Annotated in this window: 18 protein-coding genes; 8 read left to right on the forward strand and 10 right to left on the reverse strand. The window is 61.6% G+C overall.

The window, feature by feature from the left end:
- Positions 1 to 59 precede the first annotated feature (59 nt).
- Positions 60 to 3,554 (forward strand): chromosome segregation protein SMC, encoded by a 3,495-nt coding sequence (gene smc, locus OP496_RS07100; RefSeq protein WP_280562815.1) that lies wholly within the window; start codon positions 60 to 62, stop codon positions 3,552 to 3,554.
- 195 nt (positions 3,555 to 3,749) lie between these two features.
- Positions 3,750 to 5,042 (forward strand): cell division protein ZipA, encoded by a 1,293-nt coding sequence (gene zipA, locus OP496_RS07105; protein ID WP_280562816.1) that lies wholly within the window; start codon positions 3,750 to 3,752, stop codon positions 5,040 to 5,042.
- Positions 5,043 to 5,161: 119 nt separating this feature from the next.
- Here zipA and OP496_RS07110 read toward each other — a convergent pair whose 3' ends face one another.
- Positions 5,162 to 5,902: a response regulator gene (locus OP496_RS07110; RefSeq protein ID WP_280562817.1), complete on the reverse strand. Its 741-nt coding sequence runs from the start codon at positions 5,900 to 5,902 to the stop codon at positions 5,162 to 5,164.
- Positions 5,903 to 5,923: 21 nt separating this feature from the next.
- The gene (gene dcuS / locus OP496_RS07115) at positions 5,924 to 7,549 is read right to left on the reverse strand and encodes a DcuS/MalK family sensor histidine kinase (protein ID WP_280562818.1); all 1,626 of its coding nucleotides are present in this window, start codon (positions 7,547 to 7,549) and stop codon (positions 5,924 to 5,926) included.
- Between the two features lie 207 nt (positions 7,550 to 7,756).
- On the opposite strand from dcuS, the gene OP496_RS07120 reads away from it, so the two are divergent.
- The gene (locus OP496_RS07120) at positions 7,757 to 9,073 is read left to right on the forward strand and encodes a 2-hydroxycarboxylate transporter family protein (RefSeq protein ID WP_280562819.1); all 1,317 of its coding nucleotides are present in this window, start codon (positions 7,757 to 7,759) and stop codon (positions 9,071 to 9,073) included.
- A gap of 126 nt (positions 9,074 to 9,199) precedes the next feature.
- Here the strand turns inward: OP496_RS07120 and OP496_RS07125 are convergent, their stop codons facing one another.
- From OP496_RS07125 to OP496_RS07145, 5 genes are all read right to left on the reverse strand, one after another.
- Positions 9,200 to 9,469 (reverse strand): YheU family protein, encoded by a 270-nt coding sequence (locus OP496_RS07125; RefSeq protein WP_280562820.1) that lies wholly within the window; start codon positions 9,467 to 9,469, stop codon positions 9,200 to 9,202.
- Entirely contained in the window at positions 9,466 to 11,523 is a 2,058-nt protein-coding gene (ligA, locus tag OP496_RS07130; RefSeq protein WP_280562821.1) for an NAD-dependent DNA ligase LigA, read from the reverse strand. Before ligA ends, OP496_RS07125 begins: the two co-directional genes overlap by 4 nt.
- Positions 11,520 to 13,610 carry a bifunctional tRNA (5-methylaminomethyl-2-thiouridine)(34)-methyltransferase MnmD/FAD-dependent 5-carboxymethylaminomethyl-2-thiouridine(34) oxidoreductase MnmC gene (mnmC, locus tag OP496_RS07135; protein ID WP_280562822.1) on the reverse strand — a complete coding sequence of 697 codons (2,091 nt, stop codon included), beginning with the start codon at positions 13,608 to 13,610 and terminating at the stop codon, positions 11,520 to 11,522. Before mnmC ends, ligA begins: the two co-directional genes overlap by 4 nt.
- A gap of 157 nt (positions 13,611 to 13,767) precedes the next feature.
- Positions 13,768 to 14,067 carry a YciI family protein gene (locus OP496_RS07140; protein ID WP_280562823.1) on the reverse strand — a complete coding sequence of 100 codons (300 nt, stop codon included), beginning with the start codon at positions 14,065 to 14,067 and terminating at the stop codon, positions 13,768 to 13,770.
- On the reverse strand, positions 14,067 to 14,636 hold the full coding sequence (locus OP496_RS07145) for a septation protein A (protein WP_280562824.1): 570 nt from the start codon (positions 14,634 to 14,636) through the stop codon (positions 14,067 to 14,069). Before OP496_RS07145 ends, OP496_RS07140 begins: the two co-directional genes overlap by 1 nt.
- A 110-nt stretch (positions 14,637 to 14,746) precedes the next feature.
- Between OP496_RS07145 and OP496_RS07150 the strand changes: the two genes are divergently transcribed.
- Positions 14,747 to 15,640 carry a PHP domain-containing protein gene (locus OP496_RS07150; RefSeq protein ID WP_280562825.1) on the forward strand — a complete coding sequence of 298 codons (894 nt, stop codon included), beginning with the start codon at positions 14,747 to 14,749 and terminating at the stop codon, positions 15,638 to 15,640.
- 106 nt (positions 15,641 to 15,746) lie between these two features.
- A complete protein-coding gene (locus OP496_RS07155; RefSeq protein ID WP_280562826.1) occupies positions 15,747 to 16,367 on the forward strand; it encodes an L-threonylcarbamoyladenylate synthase in 621 nt (206 codons plus the stop codon).
- 40 nt (positions 16,368 to 16,407) lie between these two features.
- Here OP496_RS07155 and OP496_RS07160 read toward each other — a convergent pair whose 3' ends face one another.
- The 3 genes from OP496_RS07160 to OP496_RS07170 all read right to left on the reverse strand — a co-directional run bounded on the left by OP496_RS07160 (position 16,408) and on the right by OP496_RS07170 (position 19,121).
- Complete coding sequence (locus tag OP496_RS07160; protein ID WP_280562827.1) at positions 16,408 to 17,229, reverse strand: HAD family acid phosphatase; 822 nt, start codon at positions 17,227 to 17,229, stop codon at positions 16,408 to 16,410.
- Positions 17,230 to 17,360: 131 nt separating this feature from the next.
- Positions 17,361 to 18,251, reverse strand: a complete 891-nt coding sequence (locus tag OP496_RS07165) for an ion transporter (protein WP_280562828.1) — start codon at positions 18,249 to 18,251, stop codon at positions 17,361 to 17,363.
- A gap of 21 nt (positions 18,252 to 18,272) precedes the next feature.
- Positions 18,273 to 19,121: a CYTH domain-containing protein gene (locus tag OP496_RS07170; RefSeq protein WP_280562829.1), complete on the reverse strand. Its 849-nt coding sequence runs from the start codon at positions 19,119 to 19,121 to the stop codon at positions 18,273 to 18,275.
- 118 nt (positions 19,122 to 19,239) lie between these two features.
- Between OP496_RS07170 and OP496_RS07175 the strand changes: the two genes are divergently transcribed.
- The 3 genes from OP496_RS07175 to argA all read left to right on the forward strand — a co-directional run bounded on the left by OP496_RS07175 (position 19,240) and on the right by argA (position 22,775).
- Positions 19,240 to 19,920, forward strand: a complete 681-nt coding sequence (locus OP496_RS07175) for a TIGR00153 family protein (RefSeq protein WP_280562830.1) — start codon at positions 19,240 to 19,242, stop codon at positions 19,918 to 19,920.
- Positions 19,921 to 19,970: 50 nt separating this feature from the next.
- Positions 19,971 to 21,242 (forward strand): inorganic phosphate transporter, encoded by a 1,272-nt coding sequence (locus OP496_RS07180; RefSeq protein WP_280562831.1) that lies wholly within the window; start codon positions 19,971 to 19,973, stop codon positions 21,240 to 21,242.
- Between the two features lie 219 nt (positions 21,243 to 21,461).
- Positions 21,462 to 22,775: an amino-acid N-acetyltransferase gene (argA, locus tag OP496_RS07185; protein WP_280562832.1), complete on the forward strand. Its 1,314-nt coding sequence runs from the start codon at positions 21,462 to 21,464 to the stop codon at positions 22,773 to 22,775.
- The last annotated feature ends 759 nt before the right edge of the window (positions 22,776 to 23,534 follow it).

Raw genomic sequence — 23,534 nt, forward strand, 5'->3', positions numbered from 1 at the left:
TCTCATGCATGGCTCGAGCATCGGGTCGCGACATACTCCTGGGGGAATTCCGGCAGCGCATGCGCCTTACGTCCATCAAACTGGTCGGCTTCAAATCGTTCGTCGATGCGGTCAATGTGCCGTTCGCCGGCAACATGACCGCCATCGTCGGCCCCAATGGCTGCGGCAAGTCGAATATCATCGACGCCGTGCGTTGGGTGATGGGCGAATCCTCTGCCAAGACATTGCGCGGCGAGTCGATGACCGATGTCATCTTCAATGGCTCCACCGGACGCTCGCCGGTGGGGCAGGCATCCATCGAATTGGTCTTCGACAACAGCGACGGGACCATTGGCGGTGCCTATTCCCAGTACGCCGAAATCTCCGTCAAGCGTCAGGTTACCCGCGACAGCCAATCGAACTACTTCTTCAATGGACAGAAGTGTCGACGCCGCGATATTTCCGATCTGTTTCTGGGCACGGGGCTGGGGCCGCGTTCCTACGCTATCATCGGGCAGGGCATGATCACGCGCTTGGTCGAGGCGCGCCCCGAGGATCTGCGCTCGACACTGGAGGAAGCGGCGGGCGTTTCCAAGTACAAGGAACGCCGTCGCGAAACCGAAAATCGCCTGCGCCGCACTCAGGAGAACCTCGACCGCCTCGACGACATTCGCGAAGAGCTCGACAAGCAGCTCGAACGTTTGAAGCGTCAGGCCGATGCCGCGCGGCGCTACCAGACCCTTAAAGACGAGGAATATCGCCTCAAAGGCGAGCTGGCCCTACTGCGCACGCAGGCGTTTCGAACCCAGCAACATACCCAGGAACAGCACGTTCGTGAGCTGGAAACCCAGGTCGAGCAAGAGATCCTCGGGCAGCGCCAATGCGAAAGTCGTCTGGAAGAATCGCGTCTGGCGCACGATGAGGTCGCCGCCGAACTGGAGACCCATCAGGCCCGCTTCTATGAGACCGGTGCCGCTATCGCGCGCATCGAGCAGTCCATCGAGCATGCCCGTTCGCGCGATCAGCAGTTGGCGCAGGATATCGAAGATGCGCGCCGCGAACTGAGCGAACTCGAACAGTTGGGGGCTCAGGACGACGAGCGTCGCGGGGCCCTGGACGAGCGCCTAGAAAGTATCGTCCCCGAGCTTGAAGAGGCCCAGGAAACGCTGGACATGCTGCAGGAGTCGCTGGACGCCGCCGACGAAGAAGCCGCCACAGCGCAACAAGAGTGGGAGCGTTTCAACGAAAGCGATCGTGACGTGGCGCACGGGGCCGAGCGAGCCCAAGACGACGTGCGTCGCCTCGAAAATACCATCGCCGAATTGGACGACCAGATCGGCAAACGCCGCCAGCAACGCCAGGAGTTGCCCGACGTCGAGGCGTTGCGCGGCGAGCGCGGTGAACTGCGCGAACAACTCGAAGCGCAGGACCTCGATCAGGAAGCGCTGGAAAGCCAGCGCGAGCACCTGCAGCAACAGCGCGAGGACGTTCAGACACGCCTCGACGACGCGGCCGCTCAGCGCGATACACAGCATTCGCAGCTGAGTCGTCTGCAGGGCGAGCTGGCGTCGGTGGAGGCCTTGCTCGATGCCGCGTTGACCGATGACGATGCCGCCCTGGAGTCGCACCTCGCGCGCCATGACCTGGCTGAGGCGCCGCGTCTGGCCGAACGGCTGGAGGTCGCCGCGCCCTGGGAGACGGTCGTAGCCTGGGCCTTGGCGCCGTGGCTCAAGGCGCGCCTCGCGACGTCGTCCGCCATGGCCGAGGTCGTCGCCGACGCTCCACCTGCTGAGTTGGCCTTGCTGAGTGGCGATGACGTGGCGCCTGTTGCCGGCACCTTGAGGGAGCAGGTCGACGGCGCCGGGGCGCTGGGCACTTGGCTCAACGCCATTCACTGCGCCGCCGATGAAGATGCCGCCTGGGCGACGCGCGCGCGTTTGGCGGCAGGCGAGAGTGTGGTCACCCCTGGTGGGCTGTGGCTGGGCCCGGATTGGGTACGCCGGCGTGGCGAGTCGGTATCCGAGGATGGCGTGCTGGTTCAGCGCCGTCGACGCGAGACGTTGCAGGCTGATATTGCGGCGCTCGAGGCGTCGCTCGAGACGCTCGAGGAAACGTTGCAGACCGCGCGTGAAGCGGTGGAAAACTCGGCGGCGGAACTCGAATCGCTGCGTCTTCAAGAACGCGACCTTGGGCAGCGTCGGCAGCAACTGGCTTCGCGCGAGGCCGGGCTGGCGAGCCGTCTGGAGCAGCTCGACGCGCGCTCCCGTGAGCTCGATGACGATGTGGCGCAGCTCGTCGAGCGGCATGCCGAGCGGCGCCTGGAACTCGAGGAAACGCGTGAGCGCTGGCAGGCGGCGATGAGCGATGTGGACGCCAATAGCCAGACCCGCGAGAGATTGGAGAATCAGCGTCGCGAAGCACGGGAAAAAGCCCAATCGCTACGCCAGCAGGTAGCGCCTGCGCGCGAGCGCCAGCAACATCTGGCGATGGAGCGTCAGCGTTTGGAGACGGAGCGCTCGGGGCTCGATCAGCAGTATGCGCGCTCGCGCGATCAGCGTGAGCGTCTGGCCGAAAAGCTCGCCATGCTTGAAGAGCAGCGCGCCACCCTGAGTGAGCCGGAAGAGGAAACGCGGGAACGGCTCGACGAATTACTCGACCGGCGCAGTCGCGAGGAAGCGACGCTCAACGCCTCGCGCGATCGTGCACATCAATTGGCCGAGACGCTGCGTGACACCGAGGCCTCGCGTCAGCAACACGAGCGCAACCTCGACGGTCTACGCGGCAAGCTCGAAGAAGCGCGCATGCAGGTACAAGCCCTGACGTTGAAAGCCGATACACAGGATGCACACCTCGAAGAACTCGGGCACGATGTCGACGCGTTGCGTGAAGGGCTCGATCCCAACGCGACCGAATCCGCGTGGCAGACCCAGCTCGACGAGCTCGGCGATAAGATCCGCCGCCTCGGCGCCATCAATCTGGCGGCCATCGAGGAATACGATCAACAGGCCGAGCGTCGCGACTATCTCGAGGCCCAGCATGCCGAACTGAGCGAAGCCATCGAGACCCTGGAAAAGGCGATTCGACGTATCGATCAGGAAACGCGGACGCGTTTCAAGCAGACTTTCGATCAGGTCAATGCCGGCTTCGGCGAACTTTTTCCCAAGGTCTTCGGCGGTGGGGCCGCATGGTTGACGCTAACCGGCGACGATTTGCTGGAGACGGGGGTGGCCATCATGGCGCGCCCACCGGGCAAGAAAAACACCACTATTCATCTTCTATCGGGGGGTGAAAAAGCACTGACGGCATTGTCGCTGATATTTGCTATCTTTCAGCTCAACCCGGCACCATTCTGTATGCTCGACGAAGTCGATGCACCGTTGGATGATGCCAACGTGGGACGTTACGCCAAGCTGGTGAAGGAAATGTCCGAGAGTGTTCAGTTCATTTACATCACACACAATAAGATTGCCATGGAAGCGGCCGAACGATTGATGGGCGTGACCATGCAGGAAGCCGGGGTATCCCGGCTGGTATCGGTAGGAATTGACGAGGCGGCGACCCTGGTGGACGCATGAACGACTTGCAGAAAATCGCCAAAAGGGTTACCAACACTATTGTGAGCCTCGACAGGGATATTGAAGGGTGATTGCTCTGAGCTAAGGGTACTACTTGACATTCAAAAAAAGTGGCCCCTTTTTTGTTAATCGCGCTATGCTTCTTCACGAAAGAGTTTTAATTATGGCGCCAATAGCGAACAGGCAAGAAGACCCATGGAACTAAGAGAGTGGCTAATCATCTTGGGGCTGGTGCTGGTGACGACCATCGTGATCGACGGTGTGCGTCGGCTCCAACGCCAGCGCCGCGTCCCGCGCCTCGACCAGGCAGCGCATAGTCGGGTATCCGAGGGCAGGGACGCCGAGGAAGAAGATCCGGAAAAAGCGGCCCGTGAGGCTGAGGTCCGGCGGGAATTGCCCAATGGAGGTGCGCGAGTCGTGCGCGATGCCACCTTCGATCGTAGTGAGGAGCGTGAACCGGTACGGCCGGAATCGCCCTTGCGTCAAGAGCGAATTCCCGAGGAAGAGCTCGAGCCTAGCGTGCTCAAGCGTGGCCGAGGCAATGCTCATGGGGACAATGCGCATCGGGATGATGAGGCTCAGGAGGGCAAGCGTTCCGGCATGAGAGGCATGAAGGATGCCGTGCGTGCAGGGGCTCAGCGTATGAGTGCCTCGGCCCAGCGCCTCACGGCGTCCCGTAACCATGATGACGAGCATCTGTCCGATGATGAGTATCCGCATCACGAGCCGACGCTTGAATCATCATCGGATCGAGAGCCCGCGCTTGACTCAGCTCGCGCCGATGCGGCGCGTCCGGCAATGGACGAAACGTCGCAGCGTCGGCGTGAGGAAGCGCCTACGCGGCGGGCAACGCCTGATGAGCCACCGGCGGCTCGTGCCACGGACGAAGCGGCCGAGGTACCCCCGCAACAGGCACCTGCCGAGGAACCAGCGCGTGCCGAGGAACATACGGCGCACCGCGAGGTGGTCACCGATCACCCGGCGGTAGAGCGTGCCAAGCGTAATCCAGTGCATGCCGATCGCGCACGCGAGGCCTTGTCCGACGCCGAAGAAGTCATCGTCATCAGCGTCCTGTCACGCGACGAGACGGGTTTCCAGGGCCCGGACTTGCTTAAACTGATGCTAGCTTGCGGGCTGCGTTACTGCTATGAAATGGGTGTTTTCCACCGTTTCGAGACAGAATCCGACGAAAGCGCCTTGCAGTTCACTATGGTCAACGTGCTCAAACCAGGCGTGTTCGATCTCGATGACATGGACGAGTTCACGACGCCGGGGGTGACGTTCTTGATGCCGCTACCCAGCGCGAATGATAGCGCGGCGGCGTTCGAGGCCATGTTTGAAACCGCCATGGTGCTGGTACGCAATCTCAGCGGCGAGCTGAAGGACGAAAACCGCAGCGTGATGACGGCGCAGACGGTGGAATTCGCTCGGCAGCGCGTGCAGGAATTCGAGCGCCGCCATCGCCTGCACCGCTATCAGGCGAATTGAGAGCGTTAGCATCGCGATTCTTGCCTGTTCTCGCGATGCTTGTTCTTGAAGACGGCTGCTCTTGAAAACCAGCGGGGCCCCTCGGGGCCTCGTTTTTTTATGCACGACGAGGGCCGATATCAGGGTGTCGTGCGACTAGCCGTGAGGAGCCCTTGTAGAGCGCTGGTATCCAGACAGCGGTAGGTGAACGAGGGGCGTCCCACCTGTCCATAGTGGAAGGACTCACCGAGATAGCCGTGCTCGGTCAGGTACTTTAAATACTTGCGCACCGAGACGCGGGACATGCCAGTGGCCGGGATCAGGCTTTCGGTGGTGAAGGTTTCCGTGTCGAGGCTCAGGATGGCCTGGGCGATTTGCGCCAACGAGGGCGTCGTCAGCCCCTTGGGCAGGCCATCGCTACGCGTCTGGCGTGGCCTGGCGGGCTGGAAGAGCCGGTCGAGGTCGCGTTGGTCGGCTTGTTCGGGTAGGCGCTCCAGCGTGGCGCGCACGCGTCGGCAGGCATCGACGGCGACCTTGAAGCGCTCGAACTCGAAGGGTTTGACCAGATAGTCGCGCACGCCGAGGCGCCGTGCGGCGCGCACTGTCTCAGTCTCGCTGGCGGCGGTGATCAGGATGACGTCGATGTCGCGCCCCAGCCGTTGCAGGTAACGAACGATTTCCAGCCCGTTACGACCGCGCAGGTAGACGTCGAGCAGGATGACGTCGACGGTATCGCTCTCCAGTACGTCCAGGGTACTGGGAATATCGCCGCATTGCGCGACCAGCGCGACGTCATCGAGTCGGTTGAGGTATTCGACGTTGAGGCGCATGACCATGGGATCATCCTCGACGATGAGTACTTGCAGTGGCGTATCGCTCATGCCGGCGTTCCCATTGCTCGCTCAATTCTCGGTGGTGGACGAAACAGCATAGGGTAGGGCGACTTCGATCAACGTGCCGCGCCCTGGTTCGGAATATAGCGCCAGGGTACCGTCATGCGCTTCGACATGCTCGCGCACCATTGCCAGTCCAAGGCCGCGCTGGCGTCCCTTGGACGAGGTGCCTGTGGCGAAGACGTGCGCCTGCATGGCCTCGGGGATGCCGGGGCCGGTGTCCTGCACATGCAGCGATAGCAGGGCGGCGTCGACGCCCATGGTGAGCGTGACGTGGCGCTCGTGTTGCGCGTCGACGGCGTCGAAGGCGTTCTCCAGCAGGTTGCCCAGCACGATGACCAGCGTGTGAATCATGGCGGGGTCTTGCGGTGCGGGGATGGCTTCCTCGACGTCTACCGTCAAGGTAATGTCGCGCTCGCGGGCCTCGCTCTGTTTACCCAGTAGAAAGCCCGCCAACACCGGTTCGCCGATGCCTTCGACCAACGCCGCACCCGGTGCGACATGGTGATCTGCCACGTCGCGCAGATAGCGCTGCAATGTGGGGTATTCCTCCACTTGCACCAGGCCGAGCATGACATGCAGCTTGTTCTTGAACTCATGTGTCGCCGCACGTAGGGCTTCGGCGTAACGTCGGACGCCGGTCAATTCCTCGGCGAGCAGGCGTACTTCGCTCTTGTCGCGGAAGGTCGCCACCGCGCCGATGACCTGACCCTGGTGGTGAATCGGCATGCGGTTGGCGAGCAGTGCCTGGCCGTTGATGAAGATTTCTTGGTCGAGCGAAGCTTCACCGTTTAGCAGCACATCCGGCAGCCCGCTCTGTGGCAGGTAGTCGGTGATTGGCGTGCCCAGCGCTGGTACTTCAAGGCCCGCTTGATTGAGCAGCGAGCGGGCGGCGGTGTTAGTCAGGGTAATATGCCCGGCGACATCCACCGCGAGAATACCTTCGTGTACCGAGCCGAGAATCGCCTGGCGTTCTTCCACCAAGCGCGTGATCTGGTACGGCTCGAGCCCCATCAGCACACGCTTGATGTAACGTGCCAGCCAGCTGGCACCAAGGCTGCCGAGAATCATGAGAAGTGCGATGCCCAGCATCATGTGCAGGCGGTTGTCGGCCAGGCGGGCGCCCAGCGTATCCAGTGTCACCCCGACCGAGACGGCGCCGATTACCTCGCTGGCAGCATTACGTACCGGTGCGAAGCCGCGAATGCTGACGCCCAGGGTTCCCTTGGCCCGCGAGGCATAATGCTCGCCCTGCAGTGCCGGACCTTCGTCACCGCCCTGGAAATGCTTGCCGATACGCGTCGGGTCGGGGTGCGTGAGGCGAATGGCATGGGGATTCATCACCACGATGAAATCCACATCCAGGCGCTGGCGCAATGCGTCGATCTCCCGTTGTAGGTTGTTATCGGCGGCGAAATCGCGCTGGCCTCCTGCTTCCTTCAGCACGTTGATGACACGCTGTCGCGACGCCACGACCTGGGCGATATCAGTGACGCGGGCCGCCTGGGCGTCTTCCTGTGTGTCGCGCAGGGTGGCATCGAACATCCACAATGCCACGCCCAGCGTGACGATCACCGTCGAGGCCACGAGTAGCGAGATCAACACACTGAGACGAATGGTCGGCAAGCGGGGCATGCGTATCGGGCCCTATGGGGTGGTTTTCGACCTTGGTGTAATATCCAAGCGTGGCGTGCTATGCCGGATACAAGGCCGTCGTTTTCAATAATTTCAAAACGCTTTAATAAGTTGGCAAAGCTTGGTTCACGGCACGTGCGGCTTATCCTCGGCGGCGTTCACGTTCTCCGCCCGTCCGGGTGGATTCCAACACATGGGAGCACGCCAATGAATACCAGTGCCGCTACACAAAGCCTGGACGATACCCAGCACGCTTCGAGCGCGCTGGGTACGTTGCGCATCTTCGGTCTGCCGTTGCCGGTCTTCTTCATCGCTTTCGCCGTCATGGTCGTGGCCATGTTCACCGACACGTTGCCCAGCGGCATGATCGGCGCCTTGCTGGTGATGATGATACTCGGTGAACTCCTGGGCTTCATCGGTGATCGTCTACCGATCATCAAGACCTACCTGGGCGGTGGCGCGATCCTGGCCATCTTCGGTGCGGCCGCGCTGGTTTATGTCGGCTGGTTACCTGCCGGTATCACCGACAATGTCACCACCTTCATGAAAAGCGGTGGCTTTCTTAACTTCTACATCGCCGCCTTGATCACCGGCAGCATCCTGGGCATGGATTCCAAGGTGCTGGTCAAGGTCGGATCGCGTTATGCGCTGCCCTTGCTTTGCGCGGTATTTTTCGCGGGCTTGTTTGCGGTGATCGTCGGCGCCGTGATGGGCTTCTCGATGCAGGATGCCCTGGTGGTGATCACCCTGCCGATTCTCGGTGGTGGAATGGGCGCGGGCGCGGTGCCCATGAGCCAGATCTACGAGCAGCTGCTCGGTCAGCCGGCAAGCTACTACATCTCGATTCTGGTGCCGGCACTGGCGTTGGGTAACGTCTTCGCGATCATCATCGCGGGCCTTCTCAACGGCCTGGCCAACCGCTTCCCCAAACTGACAGGCAACGGGCAGATGATGCCGGGCGTGGAAATCGAGGAGCGCAAGAGCACTTTCGATCTTTCCAAATTGGGCATCGGTGTCGTCGCCGCGCTGACGTTCTTCACCGCCGGGCAGATTCTGGGTGGCTTTATCCCGCTGCATCCCTATGCGCTGATGATCATCCTGGTCGCCGTGCTCAAGATCGCCAACGTGGTGCCGGAAAGCATCAACGAGTCTGCATCGCAGTGGTTTCAGTTCGTCGCCAAGAACTGGACCTTCGCGCTGCTGTTCGGGATCGGTATTGCCTATACCGATCTCGGCCAGGTGATCGATGCCATCACGCCGACCTATGTGATGATCGTGCTCGCCGTGGTGGCCGGTGCCGCCTTCGGCGCTGGGCTGGTCGGTAAACTGGTCGGCTTCTATCCCGTCGAGTCGGCGATCACCGCGGGGCTGTGCATGGCCAACATGGGTGGCACCGGCGATGTTGCGGTACTCTCCGCCGCCAAGCGTATGCAGCTGATGCCCTTCGCGCAGATTTCCTCGCGCCTGGGTGGCGCCTTGATCCTGTTGATCTCGAGCATCCTCGTGCCGATATTCTTTACTTAGCACGTTGTTCACACAGCAAAACGCTTAACGGCGCCCCTGAGGGCGCCGTTTGCGTTTTACGCGGGATACGTCGGAAAGCGACTTAGGCACTGTCTGAAAAGTCGACGAACGAAGGTCAGGCAATGCCTAGCCTTCTTCCTCGTCGTCGGCGAGCTGACGTCCGAACGAACGCCACTGGGCCAGCGTCATGACCTCGGTGGTCTCCGTCTGCAGGTCATGGGCGATCAGTAACTCACCGCGCTCGAGCTGGCCTTTGAGCTCGCGCACCCAGGCCGGCATGCCTTCGCCTTCATCGGTGGTGTCGTAGCCTTCGCGGGTGACGAAGCCCTCTAGCAATGCATCCAGCGTGTCGGCTGGCAGCATGCGGTAGGGCACTTCGATGAAACGTCCGTTCATTGGTTTTCCTCCGCGTTTTCCCACGCGGCGAGTCGTTGCAGGAAGGTGTCTTCGTCGAGCACTTCCACATCGAGCTCGCGCGCCTTGTCGAGCTTGCTGCCCGCCGCCTCGCCGGCGACGAGCGCGGCGGTCTTCTTGGAGACACTGCCTGAGACCTTGGCGCCCAGCGCCTGCAAGCGCGCCTTGCCATCATCGCGCGTCATGCCTTCGAGGGTGCCGGTAAGCACCCAGGTCTGCCCGGTGAGAGGCTGGGGACGTGCGCTGATGGCTTGTTCGTCCCAAGTGAGGCCGACTTTGATCAGATCGTCCAGGGTCTCCTGGTTGTGCGCCTGACGGAAGAAGGTGTGGATATGCCGGGCGACCACTGGGCCTACGTCCTCGATCGCTTCCAGCGCTTCTAGCGTGGCCTCGCGCAATGCCTGGAGCGTACCGAAATGGCGCGCCAGGTTAGCGGCGGTGGCTTCGCCCACTTCGCGAATGCCGATGGCATAGATGAAGCGCGCCAGTGTCGTACGTTTGGCGGTTTGCAGGGCATTGATTAGATTGTTGGCGGACTTCTCCGCCAGGCGCGGCAATTCAGCCAGTGCGGCCGCTTCGAGGCGGAAAAGATCCGCCGGTGTCTGGACCCAGTCGCGTTCGACCAGCAGATCGATCAGCTTTTCGCCCAGGCCGTCGATATCCAGCGCCCGGCGACTGGCGAAGTGTCTCAACGCCTCCTTGCGCTGCGCGGGGCAGAAGAGCCCTCCCGAGCAGCGGGCATCGACTTCATTGTCGAGCTTTTCTATCTTGGAACCACAAGCAGGGCAGACATCGGGCAGAGATATAGCCTTCGTTTCCTCGGGGCGCTTCTCTTTGATGACTTTGACAACTTTGGGGATGACGTCGCCGGCTCGGTAGACTCTGACCATGTCGCCAATCTTGAGCTCTAAACGTGCGATCTGATCCATGTTGTGCAATGTCACACTCGAGACCACCACCCCAGCGACTTGGACGGGATCTAACTTCGCAACGGGTGTCAATTTACCGGTACGACCGACTTGAAACTCGACATCCAGTAGTCGAGTTTCTTGCTCTTGCGCGGGATACTTGAAAGCAATTGCCCAGCGTGGTGCGCGGGAAAGGAATCCTAATTCGCGCTGATCGAGCAGGCTGTCGATTTTGATTACGGCGCCGTCAATATCGTAATCGAGCTTATCCCGCTGCTCGCCGAGTCGGCGACAGAAATTGATGACACTATCGATACCTTCAACAATCGCTAGCTCGGGGCTGGTTGGGATTCCCCAGTTTCTCAGCAACCCCATCCGGCCTGAGTGGGTTTCTACAAGGCTGTGGTCGATGCGCTGCATCTCGATTCGCGCCACCTGATAGGCGCAGAATTCTAATGGACGCTTATTCGTTATTGAGGGATCGAGTTGGCGTAAGCTGCCAGCAGCAGCGTTACGAGGGTTTGCAAAAACCTTGTCGCCACTCTCTAGCGCCTTTTCGTTAAGTTTCTCGAAGCCAGAGTGGCGCATATAGACTTCGCCACGCACTTCTAGCAGCGCCGGCCAATCCTTACCGCGTAGTTTGAGTGGAATTGAACACAACGTTCGAAGGTTCGTGGTGATATCTTCTCCGGTGTAGCCATCGCCGCGTGTGGCGCCGTAGATCAAATAGCCATTTTCATAGACCAACGAGACCGCGAGGCCATCAAGCTTGGGTTCGCAGCAGAAGGTCACAGATTCGGCTTCGCTTTCGAGTGCCTTTGCTATGCGACTACCGAACGCGATTAATTCGTCTTCGTTCAGAGCGTTATCAAGCGACAACATCGGCACAGCATGCCGAATTTCAGGGAAACCGTTGTCGGGCGGTGCGCCGACACGCTGAGTGGGCGAGTCGGGCGTCACCAGCTCGGGATGCTCGGCCTCCAGTGACTGAAGCTCGCGCAGCAGGGCGTCGTAGTCCGCGTCGGTAATCTGCGGATCGTCCTCGACATAGTACTGATGGTTGGCGTCTTCCAACTGCTGGCGCAGGCTGGCGGCCCGTTCACGGGTCGCTGAAGAAATCTGGCTCATGGCGTCTCGGTGGTGTTCGGTGACGTCGGCGTGTCGTCGCTCACGGATGGTGATGTCGATAGTGTAGCGTTTCCGCGGATGATATCGGCAATCAATCGCCGCCCAGGATGAAGGTGGTCGGCGAGCTCGCGCTCCAGCGGTAGCGGTTCGTCGCACAGCCGCGAGGCGATGACCTCGGCACATAGCGGCGCGCTGGCCAGTCCTCGCGAGCCATGTGCGGCACTGACCCACAGGCCGGGATGATGTTGCCCCGGTGTGTCGGGGACGCGGCGCGCATCACGGCCGAGCACGGCGTAGTCATCGAGCCAGGCGTTGCGCATAGGCACTGGGCCCGCATAGGGCGATTTGTCCGGGCTGGCGGCGCGCAGGCTGACGCGCGCCTCGCAGGCGGCGGGGTCGAGCGTGGCGCCGGCTGCGCGTAGCGCTTCGGCGAAGGCGGGCAGGGTGGCCTCGAATTCGGCCAGATTGCGGGCGTGGTCAGCCGCGCGCGGCGTGGTATCGGTATCGCCGGGGGCAAACGTCGCCCCCAGACTGAGCACGCCGGCCAGGGCCGGGGAGACATAGCCTCCCGCGCAGACCACACTCGCCAAGTCGGGGGCCTGCGGCGGCACCGGCAAGTGGGTGAGCTGGCCACGAATGGGCTGGAGCGGGAGCCCGGCCAGTGGCCCCAGCGCAGGGGCCTCGTGGGCAGTGGCGACGACCACTTGATTGGCCTCGAGCGCCGTGCCGTCGGCCAGCGCGATGCGCCATCCAGCGTCCTCCGCGTCGCGCTCGAGCGTGCGTGCCTCGCCCTGATGGAAGGTAACCCCCGGGTGGGCGGCCAGGTGGTGGCAGAGCGCATCGGGACGCACCCAGCCAGCCTGTGGATAGGCCAGTCCCGAGGCGTCAAGCGGCGTCTCGGCGGCGCGGCTCGCGGCGGTCCGGTCGACGCCTTGGACCACGCTCTCGGGCAATCTGTGGTGCTCGAGAAAGCGCTGCTGCCGTTTGGCCTCCTTGGCGTCGGGGGCGAGTTGCAGCACGCCACAGTCGCTCCACAGCTGGTCACACTCGGGGTCGAGCGTCGTCAGCCAGCGCTGGGTATGCAGCAAACCGGCGAGGTAGACGCGGCTTTGCGAATTGGTCTCGGCGGCCAACTTGACGTAAAGCGCCCCCTGGCGATTGCCGGAAGCGCCCGCACCGATGTGGTCGCGTTCGAGCAGCGTGACGTGAACACCGCGCCGCGCCAGGGCGGCGGCCACGCTGGTGCCGGCGAGTCCCGCGCCGATGACCACCACATGTCGCGCAGGGGGTACTTCGGGCGGTGTGTACCAAGGCGTCGCTGCGCGGCGCGTATCGCGCGGCGGCTCGGCAATTTCACCGCACAGCATCTCGCGCTTGCTTCCGTATCCCGGCGCCTTGCGCCAGGCGAAACCGGCACCGCGCAGGCCGCGCTTGACCACGCCGGCGCAGGTGAAGGTAGCGAAGGTTGCTCCCGGGCGACTGACGGTGGCCATGGCCTCGTAAAGCGCCGCTTGCCACATGTCCGGATTGTTGGCCGGCGAGAAACCATCCAGGAACCAGGCGTCCACACGGCCGTCGAGACGCGACAAGCGCTCGGCGGCGTCGCCGAAGTGCAGATCCAGGGTGACGCGCTCGGAAAGCCATAGCCGGTGTACGCCGCTGAGCGGTTCAGGCCATTGGTCGATTAGCGGGCGGGCATGCGCGGCGAGATCGGACCAGATCGCCAATGCCCGTGCCAGAGCCTCGCGCGGCAAAGGATACTTCTCGGTGGAGACAAGGTGCAGCCGTGCTTCGTCGGGGGCGTATTGCTCGAAACACGTCCAGGCGCAGAGCATGTTGAGGCCGGTACCAAAGCCGGTTTCGCCGATTACGAAGGGACGCGCCTCCCGCCACTCGGTAAAGCGCTCAGGCAGGCGATTGCCATCGAGAAAGACATGCGTGGTCTCGGCGCGGCCGTCGTGACGTGAGAAATACACATCGTCGTAGACGCTGGAATAAGGCGCATTGCCGATATCGTCGGCGTGCCATTCCAGGTCGGGTGCGCTCAGCGCGGTCAGCGGCGGCAAGGAAGAGAGAGGGGGCGACATGGCTCTCGGCAAAGGCGTGAAAACTGTTTAAAAATTGAGCGAAATCGACAAGGCGGCGTGATGACCGCTAGAGAGAAAGGCGTCCGCCGTCTCTTAACAGTGTTATCCACACCTGGTGTGCATAAAGGCTCAGGCATCCGGGTGTGGATAAGCGATGTTACGGCAACGCCTTCTTGAAGGGCTTTACCGTGACCTTGGCGTAGACGCCGGCGATCACGAAGGGATCGGCGTCGGCCCAGGTTTGGGCATCTTGCTGGCTGTCGAACTCGGCGATCACCACGCTGCCGGTGAAACCGGCTTCGCCCGGGTCGTTGGTATCCACGGCGGGGTTGGGGCCGGCAAGCACCAGGCGCCCTTCGTCGCGGAGTTTCTCGAGACGCGCCAGATGATCGGGACGCGCCGCCTTGCGGCGTTCGAGGCTGTCTTGCACATCGTCGCTAACAATCGAGTAAAGCATCAGACGTCATCCTTCTGGTGGTCGTTTTGCGAAAGCGTATCACGGGGTATGTGACGGGCCAGATAAATGCCCTGGCCGATCACGAACACCAGGGTCAGCCCCAGCATGCCGAACAGCTTGAAGTTGACCCATGTGGCCTCGTCGTAGGTCTTGAAGACATACACATTGATCGCGCCCAGCGCAATGAAGAAGAGCGCCCAGGCGAGGTTGAGGCGGCGCCAGATGGCGGCGGGAAGCGTAATGGCCTTGCCCATCATGCGCTCCACGAGGGTCTTGCCACCGAACAGCGGTGCGACCAGAAACGCGAAGGCGAACAGCCAGTTGACCACGGTCGGCTTCCATTGGATGAACGCCGCGTTGTGAAACAGCACAGTCGCCCCGCCCATGACGACGACCAGTACTAGAGTCACCAGCTGCATCTTTTCCACACGGCGGTAGCGCCACCACATGAAGGCGACCTGCAGCAGCGTGGCGGGAATCAGCACCAGCGTCGCGAGCAGAATATTGCCGCTGAAGTGATACACCGCGAAAAACAACACGATGGGCAGGAAATCCAGGAACATTTTCATCGGCGAGCATCCTGTGAGTTGCCGGCGCGGCACGGGAATTGACCCAGCGCAGCGCAGGCGAGCACTATAGCGGACCTATTCTGACAAAGACGCCGCACCGCGTCATGCCCATGAGCCAACCCTTACCCCCCTTGCCCGATACCTTCGATGCCGATCTTGGCCTCGACTTGCACATGCATTCCACCGCCTCCGATGGTGCGCTATCGCCACAAGCGTTGACCGACGCCTGCCACGCCAAGGGCGTCACGCGATTTTCCCTGACCGATCATGACACCGTGGCCGGTGTTGCCGAGGCCCAGCGTCATGCTGAAAGCCTGGGGATGCGTTGCCTGGCGGGGAGCGAGTTATCCACCTTGTGGCGCGGTATCGGCATTCACGTGGTGGCGTTGTTGCCCGAGGGGGCCAGTGGCGCCCTGGTACCCGGGCTCGAGGCGCAGGCGCAGGCCCGTGTGACACGCGCCGAGGAAATCGCCCGGCGCCTCGAGAAAATCGGCCTCGACGACGCCCTGGCGCGTGCCCGCGAACAGGCCGGCAGCGAGCGACCCCTGGGGCGGCCGGATTTCGCCAAGGCCCTGGTGGCCGCAGAACTGGTGCCGGACATGCCGACGGCCTTCAAGAAGTATCTGGGCGCCGGCAAGCCCGGTGACGTGAAGACCCATTGGCCGTATCTCAGTGAAGTAGTCGACTGGATTCGCGATAGTCAGGGCATCGCGGTACTGGCGCATCCGCTGCGCTATCGCCTCACGCATCGCAAGCGCAGCCAACTGCTGGACAGCTTTCGCGAGGCCGGCGGGGAAGCCGCCGAATTGATCAGCGGCCACCAGAACGCCGATGTGGGGCGCGACCTGGCCCGTCAGCTCGAAGCGCGCGACCTCATGGGGTCGCAGGGCAGTGATTTTCACTATCCGGGTGGGCCGTTGGCGCCGGGCGTGATGAGTGTGCCGCCACGTTGCTCGGTGACGCCGGTGTGGCGTCATCCGAAGCTTGCGAGATTCGCCGCGTAAGGTTATTGCTGGGGACGAGGCACGTCGTGCGGCCCAGCGCCTTCACTACGCCGCACGTTCGGTCCTCGGTTCTTCCGGTTCGTTCATCCGGCCCAAGGAGGCAGGCATGACCCAGTTCTTTCAGATTCATCCCGACAACCCGCAGAAACGTCTCATCGATCAGACGATCTCGTTGTTGCGCGGTGGCGGCGTGATCGCCTATCCGACGGATTCCGGCTATGCGCTCGGTTGTTGCCTGGGCGAGAAGAAAGCTATCGAGAAGATCAAGTGGCTGCGCTCGCTGGATGACAAGCATAACTTCACGCTGGTGTGTTCCGACCTGTCTCAGATCGGCACTTATGCCAAGGTTGATAATGACGTGTTCCGCCTGCTCAAGGCGCATACGCCGGGGCCGTATACCTTCATTCTCAACGCCACCAACGAGGTGCCGCGTCTGCTGTTGCATCCCAAACGGCGCTCCATCGGCGTGCGCGTGCCGGATCATCGCATCAGCCATGCGTTGCTCGCGGCGCTGGGCGAGCCGTTGATGAGCGTGACGCTGATCCCCGTCGACGACGATCTACCCATGACCGATCCCGAGGAGATCCGCGAACGTTTCGGCGCGCATCTCGATGCCGTCATCGACGGCGGCGCCTGTTACCTGGAGCCGACCACGGTGGTCGATCTGCGCGAGATACCGCCGACGATCGTTCGCGAAGGGCGCGGGGATGTCGCGCCCTTCGTCTGAACGCGCTTGTGCGGGGTCGAGTCGGCCCCGCTGGTGCAGCTTACGGTGTCTCTAGCGGTGCGTCCCAGGCCTTGAGTTCTGCATCGCTCCAACTGCCATAGCTAGCGTTGGGGAACATGATCCAGTCATCGCCAAAGTGTGCGGCGTCGTCGCTGGCCAGATCTTTCTGGGTCGCGAGATCGGCATGGTGATAATCTTGGGAAAAGTCGGCCAATGAGTCGCCCAACTGCATGATCAGATCGTAATCGCTTTCAATAGCTTGGCGGCGCTTAGCCTTGCTGGGACCTAGTAGCCGGACCTGAGAGTCGCTGACTTGAGGGAGCTGTAGCGACTCGAGTGTCTCGACAGTTGCGCCCTTGTTTTCCTGGTAGCGATCGGACACGTAAAAGATCGTCACGTCATTGGAGTCGGCGTAGTCGAGAAAATCACGCGCACCGGGGATCAAGCGTGGATTACCCTCGCGCTCCCATACCTTCCAGGTATCCCAGCCAGTGAAGTCGTGGCATGCCTGCATATCGCGTACCAGCAGCGCTGAGTTATCGATCACCGTTTCGTCGAGGTCGGTCATGATGGCGAGATCATCAGCGTCAGGATGCTCGGCAAGCATTTGTTTCAGCCTCGCGGTGGCCAAGGCGTAGCTTTGACGCTGGAGTGCCTGAATCTCCGCTGACTGCTGCTGATAGCGAAGCGCCATAGCGTACTTTTGTGGAGCGCATGACGATGAGGAGTCGGCAGTTTCGGTGGTATCGTCGTCGGCATAGGCATTGCCACCAAGACTCATGGCCAGGACACCCGCGAGCAGCCAACGGTATGATCCACCGGCCGTGAAGGTGTGAGAGCTGTGATGATATCGAGTCGACATGGGGTCTCCTTGTGGTTCGCCCTAGCGTGAGATTTGATAATTATCGTTTTCGTGCTTTTCTATCATTAACTTTTATCGGTCGTTTAATCAACAACGACAAGCTTGAGCGATACCCCAGCACCTAGTGGTTATTACGTTTTCTCGTCTTCGGGTGCCTCCTGAGGGGAAGGGGCGTTGGGATCCTCGGTATCTTCGTCGAGCCAGGTGCCGCATTTGCGGCAATACTTGGCGTCGCGTTCGTGCCCTTCGTGGCCGCAACCGGGACAGGCTTCTTCGGAGTAGCGTTCTTCGCGGATCGAGCGGATCACCTCCGCCGAGAAGACGCCGGTGGGCACGGCGATGATCGAGTACCCCATAATCATCATGCATGCCGAGATGAACTGTCCGAGCGGGGTGATGGGCGTGATGTCGCCATAACCCACCGTGGTCAGCGTGACGATGGCCCAGTACATCGCGCGTGGCATGCTGCTGAAGCCGGCCTCCGGCGGCTCGATCATGTAGATCAGCGCGCCGAAGATAGTGATGATCAACAGCACCGTGAACAGAAACAGCATGATCTTGCGATAGCTGCGCGTAAGTGCCTGCGTCAGCATGCGGCCTTCGCCGACGAACTCCATCAGCCGCAACACGCGAAAGACGCGTAGTGCACGTAGTACGCGCACCACGAGCAGCGACTGGGCGCCAGGTATCAGCAGGCTGAGCCAGGTGGGCAGGATGGAGAGCAAATCGATGACGCCATAGAAGCTCTTCAAGTAGCGTAGCGGGCGTTCCAGGCAGTAAAGCCGTACCGCCAGCTCCAATGTGAAGAGCAGCGTAAAGCCCCATTCGAGCAAATAGAACGCTCCGCCAAAGCGGGCGTGAAGGCTCGGCACGCTGTCCACGAAGACTACCGCCACACTGAGTAGAATCAGCGTGATGAGAACGATGTCGAAGATCTTCGCGGCCCTTGTGTCGGACTCGAAGATGAGGTGGAACAGTGTCCTGCGTAGGCCGCTGTTGGCGGGTTCGAAAGGCAGCGTCAAGGGACGGTCTCCTGCGTTGCGTCAGGCGATGGCGTAGTGCCAGGCAGCGAGCCAGTCGCGGCTCATCTCGGGGGTGAGCCAGGTATCGGGACGTGCGTCGTCGGCGTCGCGCAAGGCGCTCGCCAGGCGTTGAGCGGCGCTGCCGCCAAGCGCCTCCAGCTGGCTGCCGGCTCGATGACGGTAGTCCGTGTGTCCCGTGTCCTGCCAGGCATCCAGCGCCTCGAGCGCTGCGTTCCAGTGACTCTGAGCGTCTGCGGCATTGTCGGGGAGCGTCCAGCCGTCATGCAGGGCGGCGCCGCGTTGGGCCTTGCTGGCGTTGGCGGGGCGGAGTGCCACGCCGTCCGAGAGAGAAGCCGCCAATTGCCACAGTGCATCGGCGCTGCCTGTCTTGAGTTCGAGTTCAAGTTCACGAATCGGCACTTGCTGATCGCCGGCATGGATAGTGCCGATATCCAGCGCGACCTCGATAGTGGCGTCCGCCTCGATGACGTCCCAGCGCTCGCGGGTGAAGTCGGTGGTGAAACGCGGGGCGAGTCGGGCGAGGTCTTCTTCGTCGATGGTGTTCGGCGCATGCTGGCGGATGCCGTCGACGTCCAGTTCTTCGCCATCGATCGGCCATTCCCATTCGCCGCGTGCGTGCAGACCGCCCTGGCCGCTGCCCGCAGTCTTGAGCGTCTGCAGGTAGCCGTCTGGTGTACGGCGAATGCGCAAGGCGATACGCGCGCGCTCCAAGGCGCGCTCTGGCGTATCGTAGTAGGTATTGGCGAGCCACTCACGCTGCGGGTTGTGGTGCGCGAGTCGCGGATGCTGGCGCAGCGCATTCGGGCCGCTAGCGCCGAGGGCGAGCTTGAGTTCGATTTCCTGAGCCATGCCTGACCTTGTGTGTTGATGACAGTACGTTGATGACAAGATGGTGAATTTTCCATGACGCGAAGGGGTGCAGTCACTATACTGACGCCGCCATTTCCAACGCATCGAATCTGACATTATGGTGACTTCCAATCCGTTTTCGGCGTTGTTCGGGCGCTCGCCTTTCGAGCCCTTGCTCGCGCATATCGTCAAGACAAGCGAATGCGCCGAGCGACTCCTGCCGTTTTTCGATGCCACGCAGGCGGGCAACTGGGACGACGCCGCCACGCATCGAGAAGCGATCACTGAGCTCGAGCATGAAGCCGATACCCTCAAGACTGAATTGCGTCTCAACTTGCCCAACAGCATGTTCCTGCCGGTCTCGCGTTCCGACCTGCTGGAGTTGATCAGCGTACAGGATAAGATCGCCAACAAGGCGCGAGATATCACCGGCATCATGCTGGGCCGCCAGATGCAGGTGCCGGAGTCGCTGGCAACCTCGATGCGCGCCTATTTCGAAACCGCGATCGCCACCGTGGGACAAGCGCGCAGGGCGCTCGAAGAGCTCCAGGAGCTGCTCGACTCCGGCTTCGGGCGTAACGTCGGCGATCTCATGCAAGACTTTATCCGCGAACTTCATAACCTCGAGCATCAAGCTGACGATCAGCAGGTGCTTATTCGTCGCCAGCTCTTCCAGTTGGAGACCGAGTTACCGCCGGTCGATGTGGTCTTTCTCTATCAGATCATCGAATGGATCGGTGAATTGTCCGATCGCGCCGAGCGCGTCGGCAGTCGTCTCCAAATTCTCACGGCCCGCTGAATGCGGGCCGTGTGATTTTCCGTCTCACGCCAGCCAGATAGAACTTGCCTATGTCCATCATTGCGCAGTACGGCGATGTCTTCATTATTCTCGCCTGCATTTTCGGTTTCTTCATGGCCTGGGGGGTAGGGGCCAATGATGTGGCCAATGCCATGGGAACCTCCGTGGGGTCCAAGGCCATCACCATCCGTCAGGCGATTCTCATCGCCGTGGTATTCGAATTTCTCGGGGCGTGGCTGGCCGGGGGACAGGTCACCGACACCATTCGCAAGGGCATCATCGATCCTAGCTTGCTTTCCGATGACCCGCAGTTGCTGATCTACGGCATGCTGGCCTCGTTGCTGGCGGCGGGCGTGTGGCTGTTTATTGCCTCCATGCGCGGCTGGCCGGTATCCACGACGCACTCCATCGTCGGGGCCATCGTCGGTTTCGCCATCGCCGGGCTGGGGATCGACTCTGTCGGCTGGACCAAGGTCGGTCAGATCGCGGCGAGCTGGGTGGTGTCGCCCCTGCTGGCGGGGTCCATCGCCTTCGTGCTGTTCAAGTCGGTGCAGCTTTTGATCTTCGAGAATCGCGATCCCTTCGCCGCCGCCAAACGCTATGTGCCCGGTTATATCTTCCTGGTCGGCTTCATCGTGGCAATGGTCACCCTGGTCAAGGGACTCTCTCATATCGGGCTGGAAATGAGCTTTGGCGATAGCCTGTTGATCGCGATCGGGATTGGCCTGGTGGTAATGGTCATCGGAATCCTGATGGAAAATCGCGTCGATCGCGCCAAACGCAAGCGCGGCAACTCGGCGTTCGATTTCAATAGCGTCGAACGTGTGTTCGGCGTGCTGATGATGTTCACTGCTTGCGCCATGGCATTCGCGCATGGCTCCAACGATGTCGCCAACGCCGTGGGACCGCTGGCGGCGGTCATCAGCGTCGTCGAGTCGAACGGTGACGTCGGTGGTGCCGCCGCATTGCCGTGGTGGGTGCTGGTGCTGGGCGGCGGCGGTATCGTCGTCGGCTTGATTACCTATGGCCACAAAGTCATCGCCACGGTGGGCACGGGGATCACTGAACTGACGCCGAGTCGCGGTTTCGCGGCGACCCTGGCAGCGGCGACGACTGTGGTGCTGGCTTCCGGAACCGGTTTGCCGGTCTCCACGACGCAGACGCTGGTCGGTGCGGTGCTCGGGGTCGGTCTGGCCCGCGGGATTACGGCGCTCAACCTGCGTGTGCTAGGCACTATCGTGTTGTCCTGGGTGATTACGCTGCCGGCCGGGGCGTTGCTGTCGATCATGTTCTTCTTCATGTTCAAGGGCTTCTTCGGCTGACGAGCTACGGGCCAACGAGCCACGAGCTGCGAGCCACGAGCTACGAGCTACGAGCTAAAATGTTGCCGAAGCCCGAAGCCCGAAGCCCGAAGCCCGAAGCCCGAAGCCCGAAGCCCGAAGCCCGAAGCCCGAAGCGGCGGTGCCACGACAGTGGTGCCGCCGTTTTCGTCGCTCTGTTATAGTCAGGATTTCCCGTTCACCTGCTGCCGGAGTGCGGCCTTGGATACTCGCTTTCCCTTCGCCGATTGGTTTCGTAAATCGTCTCCGTATATCAACGCGCACCGTGGGCGTACGTTCGTGGTGCTCCTCGAAGGCGAGGCATTGGCATCCGAGCGATGGGAGCCGCTGCTTCAGGACCTGGCGTTGCTGCATACCCTGGGCGTCCGCCTGGTGATGGTCTTTGGTATTCGTCCGCAGGTGGGTGAGACGCTGAGCGAGGCGGGGATCGAGCCGCGCCGGATCGAAGGGCGTTGGGTGGCCGACGAGTCGATCATGCGTCATGTCGAGCGCATTTCTGCCGAGTTGCGGCTCAAGATCGAGGCACGGCTGTCGCTGGGACTGCCCAACACGCCGCTGCATGGCGTCGAGCTAACGGTGGTTTCCGGCAATTTGGTGACTGCCAAACCGCTGGGTGTACGCGATGGCATCGATTTTCATCACAGCGGCGAAGTGCGTCGGGTGCGCAGCGATGCTATCGCTGGACTACTGCGTCAGGAAGCGCTGGTCGTAGTGCCCCCGCTGGGATACTCGAGCACCGGTGAGGTGTTCGATCTCGATGCGGCCGATGTCGCCCAGCACGTCGCCATGGGGCTGGGTGCCGATAAGCTGATTCTGCTTGGCGACGCGGCGGGACTGCACGATGCTAGCGGCATGCTGCAGCGCCAGCTTACCCCGCTGGAGGCCGAGCCGTTACGGCGTCAGGCCGCGCCGGGCAGCGAGCTGGCGCGCCACCTGGGCGCGGCGTGCGAAGCAGCGCGCCATGGCGTGGCCCGCACCCACCTGCTGACGTGGCACGATCGCGACGCCTTGCTCGGCGAGCTGTTTACCCGCGATGGGGTGGGGACCATGATCACGCAGCATCGCTACGAGCAGTTGCGTCGCGCAACGCTGGAAGACGTGGGCGGCCTGCTCGAATTGCTGCGCCCGCTGGAAGAGCGCGGCATGCTCGTGGCGCGCTCACGGGAGCGGCTCGAACATCAGATCGACGACTACTGGGTGATCGAGCGCGACGGCATGATCATCGGTTGCAGTGCCATGCATGCCTACCCCGAGGCGGGCATGGGAGAACTGGCGTGTGTCGCCGTGCATGGCGATTATCGTGGCGGCGCGCGCGGCGATCTGCTATTGGCCGAGGTCGAGCGTGAATCCCGTCGGCGTGGCTACAGCGCCTTGTTTGCCCTCACCACCCACACCACGCACTGGTTTCTCGAGCACGGCTTTCGCCTCGATGGTCTGGAAGTGTTGCCGCACCTGAGGCGCGATTCCTATAACCATGCGCGCCAATCCAAGGTGTTGCTCAAACCCCTCGGTTGAGCGCCTGCCCTGTGCCGCCGCTCAATGGCAAGGCGGCACCGAGACTTCCTCGTCCGGCGACATGCAGTGTCGCTCCCACCTGGTGCGGTGTCTCCAAAAAGAGACGTAATAAGTAGCTGTTTTTATTGTTTTTTTATTATGAGGGCGAAAGAGCGTTGGTAGTTGGCGACATTATGAGCGTCAAAATGCCCGCGATTCTCGGTGTCATAGCCTGTCGTACGGTTTTGGCCTATAGAATATGTTTTTAACTTGTTGTTTTAAAATATTTTTTTAAAAATTGGCACGGCTATCGCAATATATAGGGTGAGCAACGGGAAACGGTTCAATACGGCTCGAGCCGTTTCTCGATCGATCAAGCCAGGGCGTTTCGACTACAACCCTGTGCGTAATGTCCCGGCTAGATTGATCAGCGTCTGCTCCACGCGATGTGTGACTTAGGTTGCGATGAGACGGGTACCGCCTACGGGCATGGAAAGGTACCAGAAGGGCAAGGATGCCCAGGCATGGATGCCACCCCTTCGGGGGCTAATTTTGCCGCGCCGCGTTGGCGACGCGGCACACCAAACGAAGTGGCGGCTGCGCCGCCAACATGAGGGCCTTTTCCTGGCAATGTATGGACCTCATGGCTTCGTGGGCTTTCGAGCCCTTCGATCACTTTCGAGAATTCAGCCAGGTGGATGTTCGAGAGTGTTCATTTGACCCTTCAGTTCCCTGCGTACCTTGGGCCGGACCTTCCGGCCCATTTTTTTGCGCGTCTTG

Source organism: Chromohalobacter sp. 48-RD10 (assembly GCF_029889785.1).
GTDB lineage: Bacteria > Pseudomonadota > Gammaproteobacteria > Pseudomonadales > Halomonadaceae > Chromohalobacter.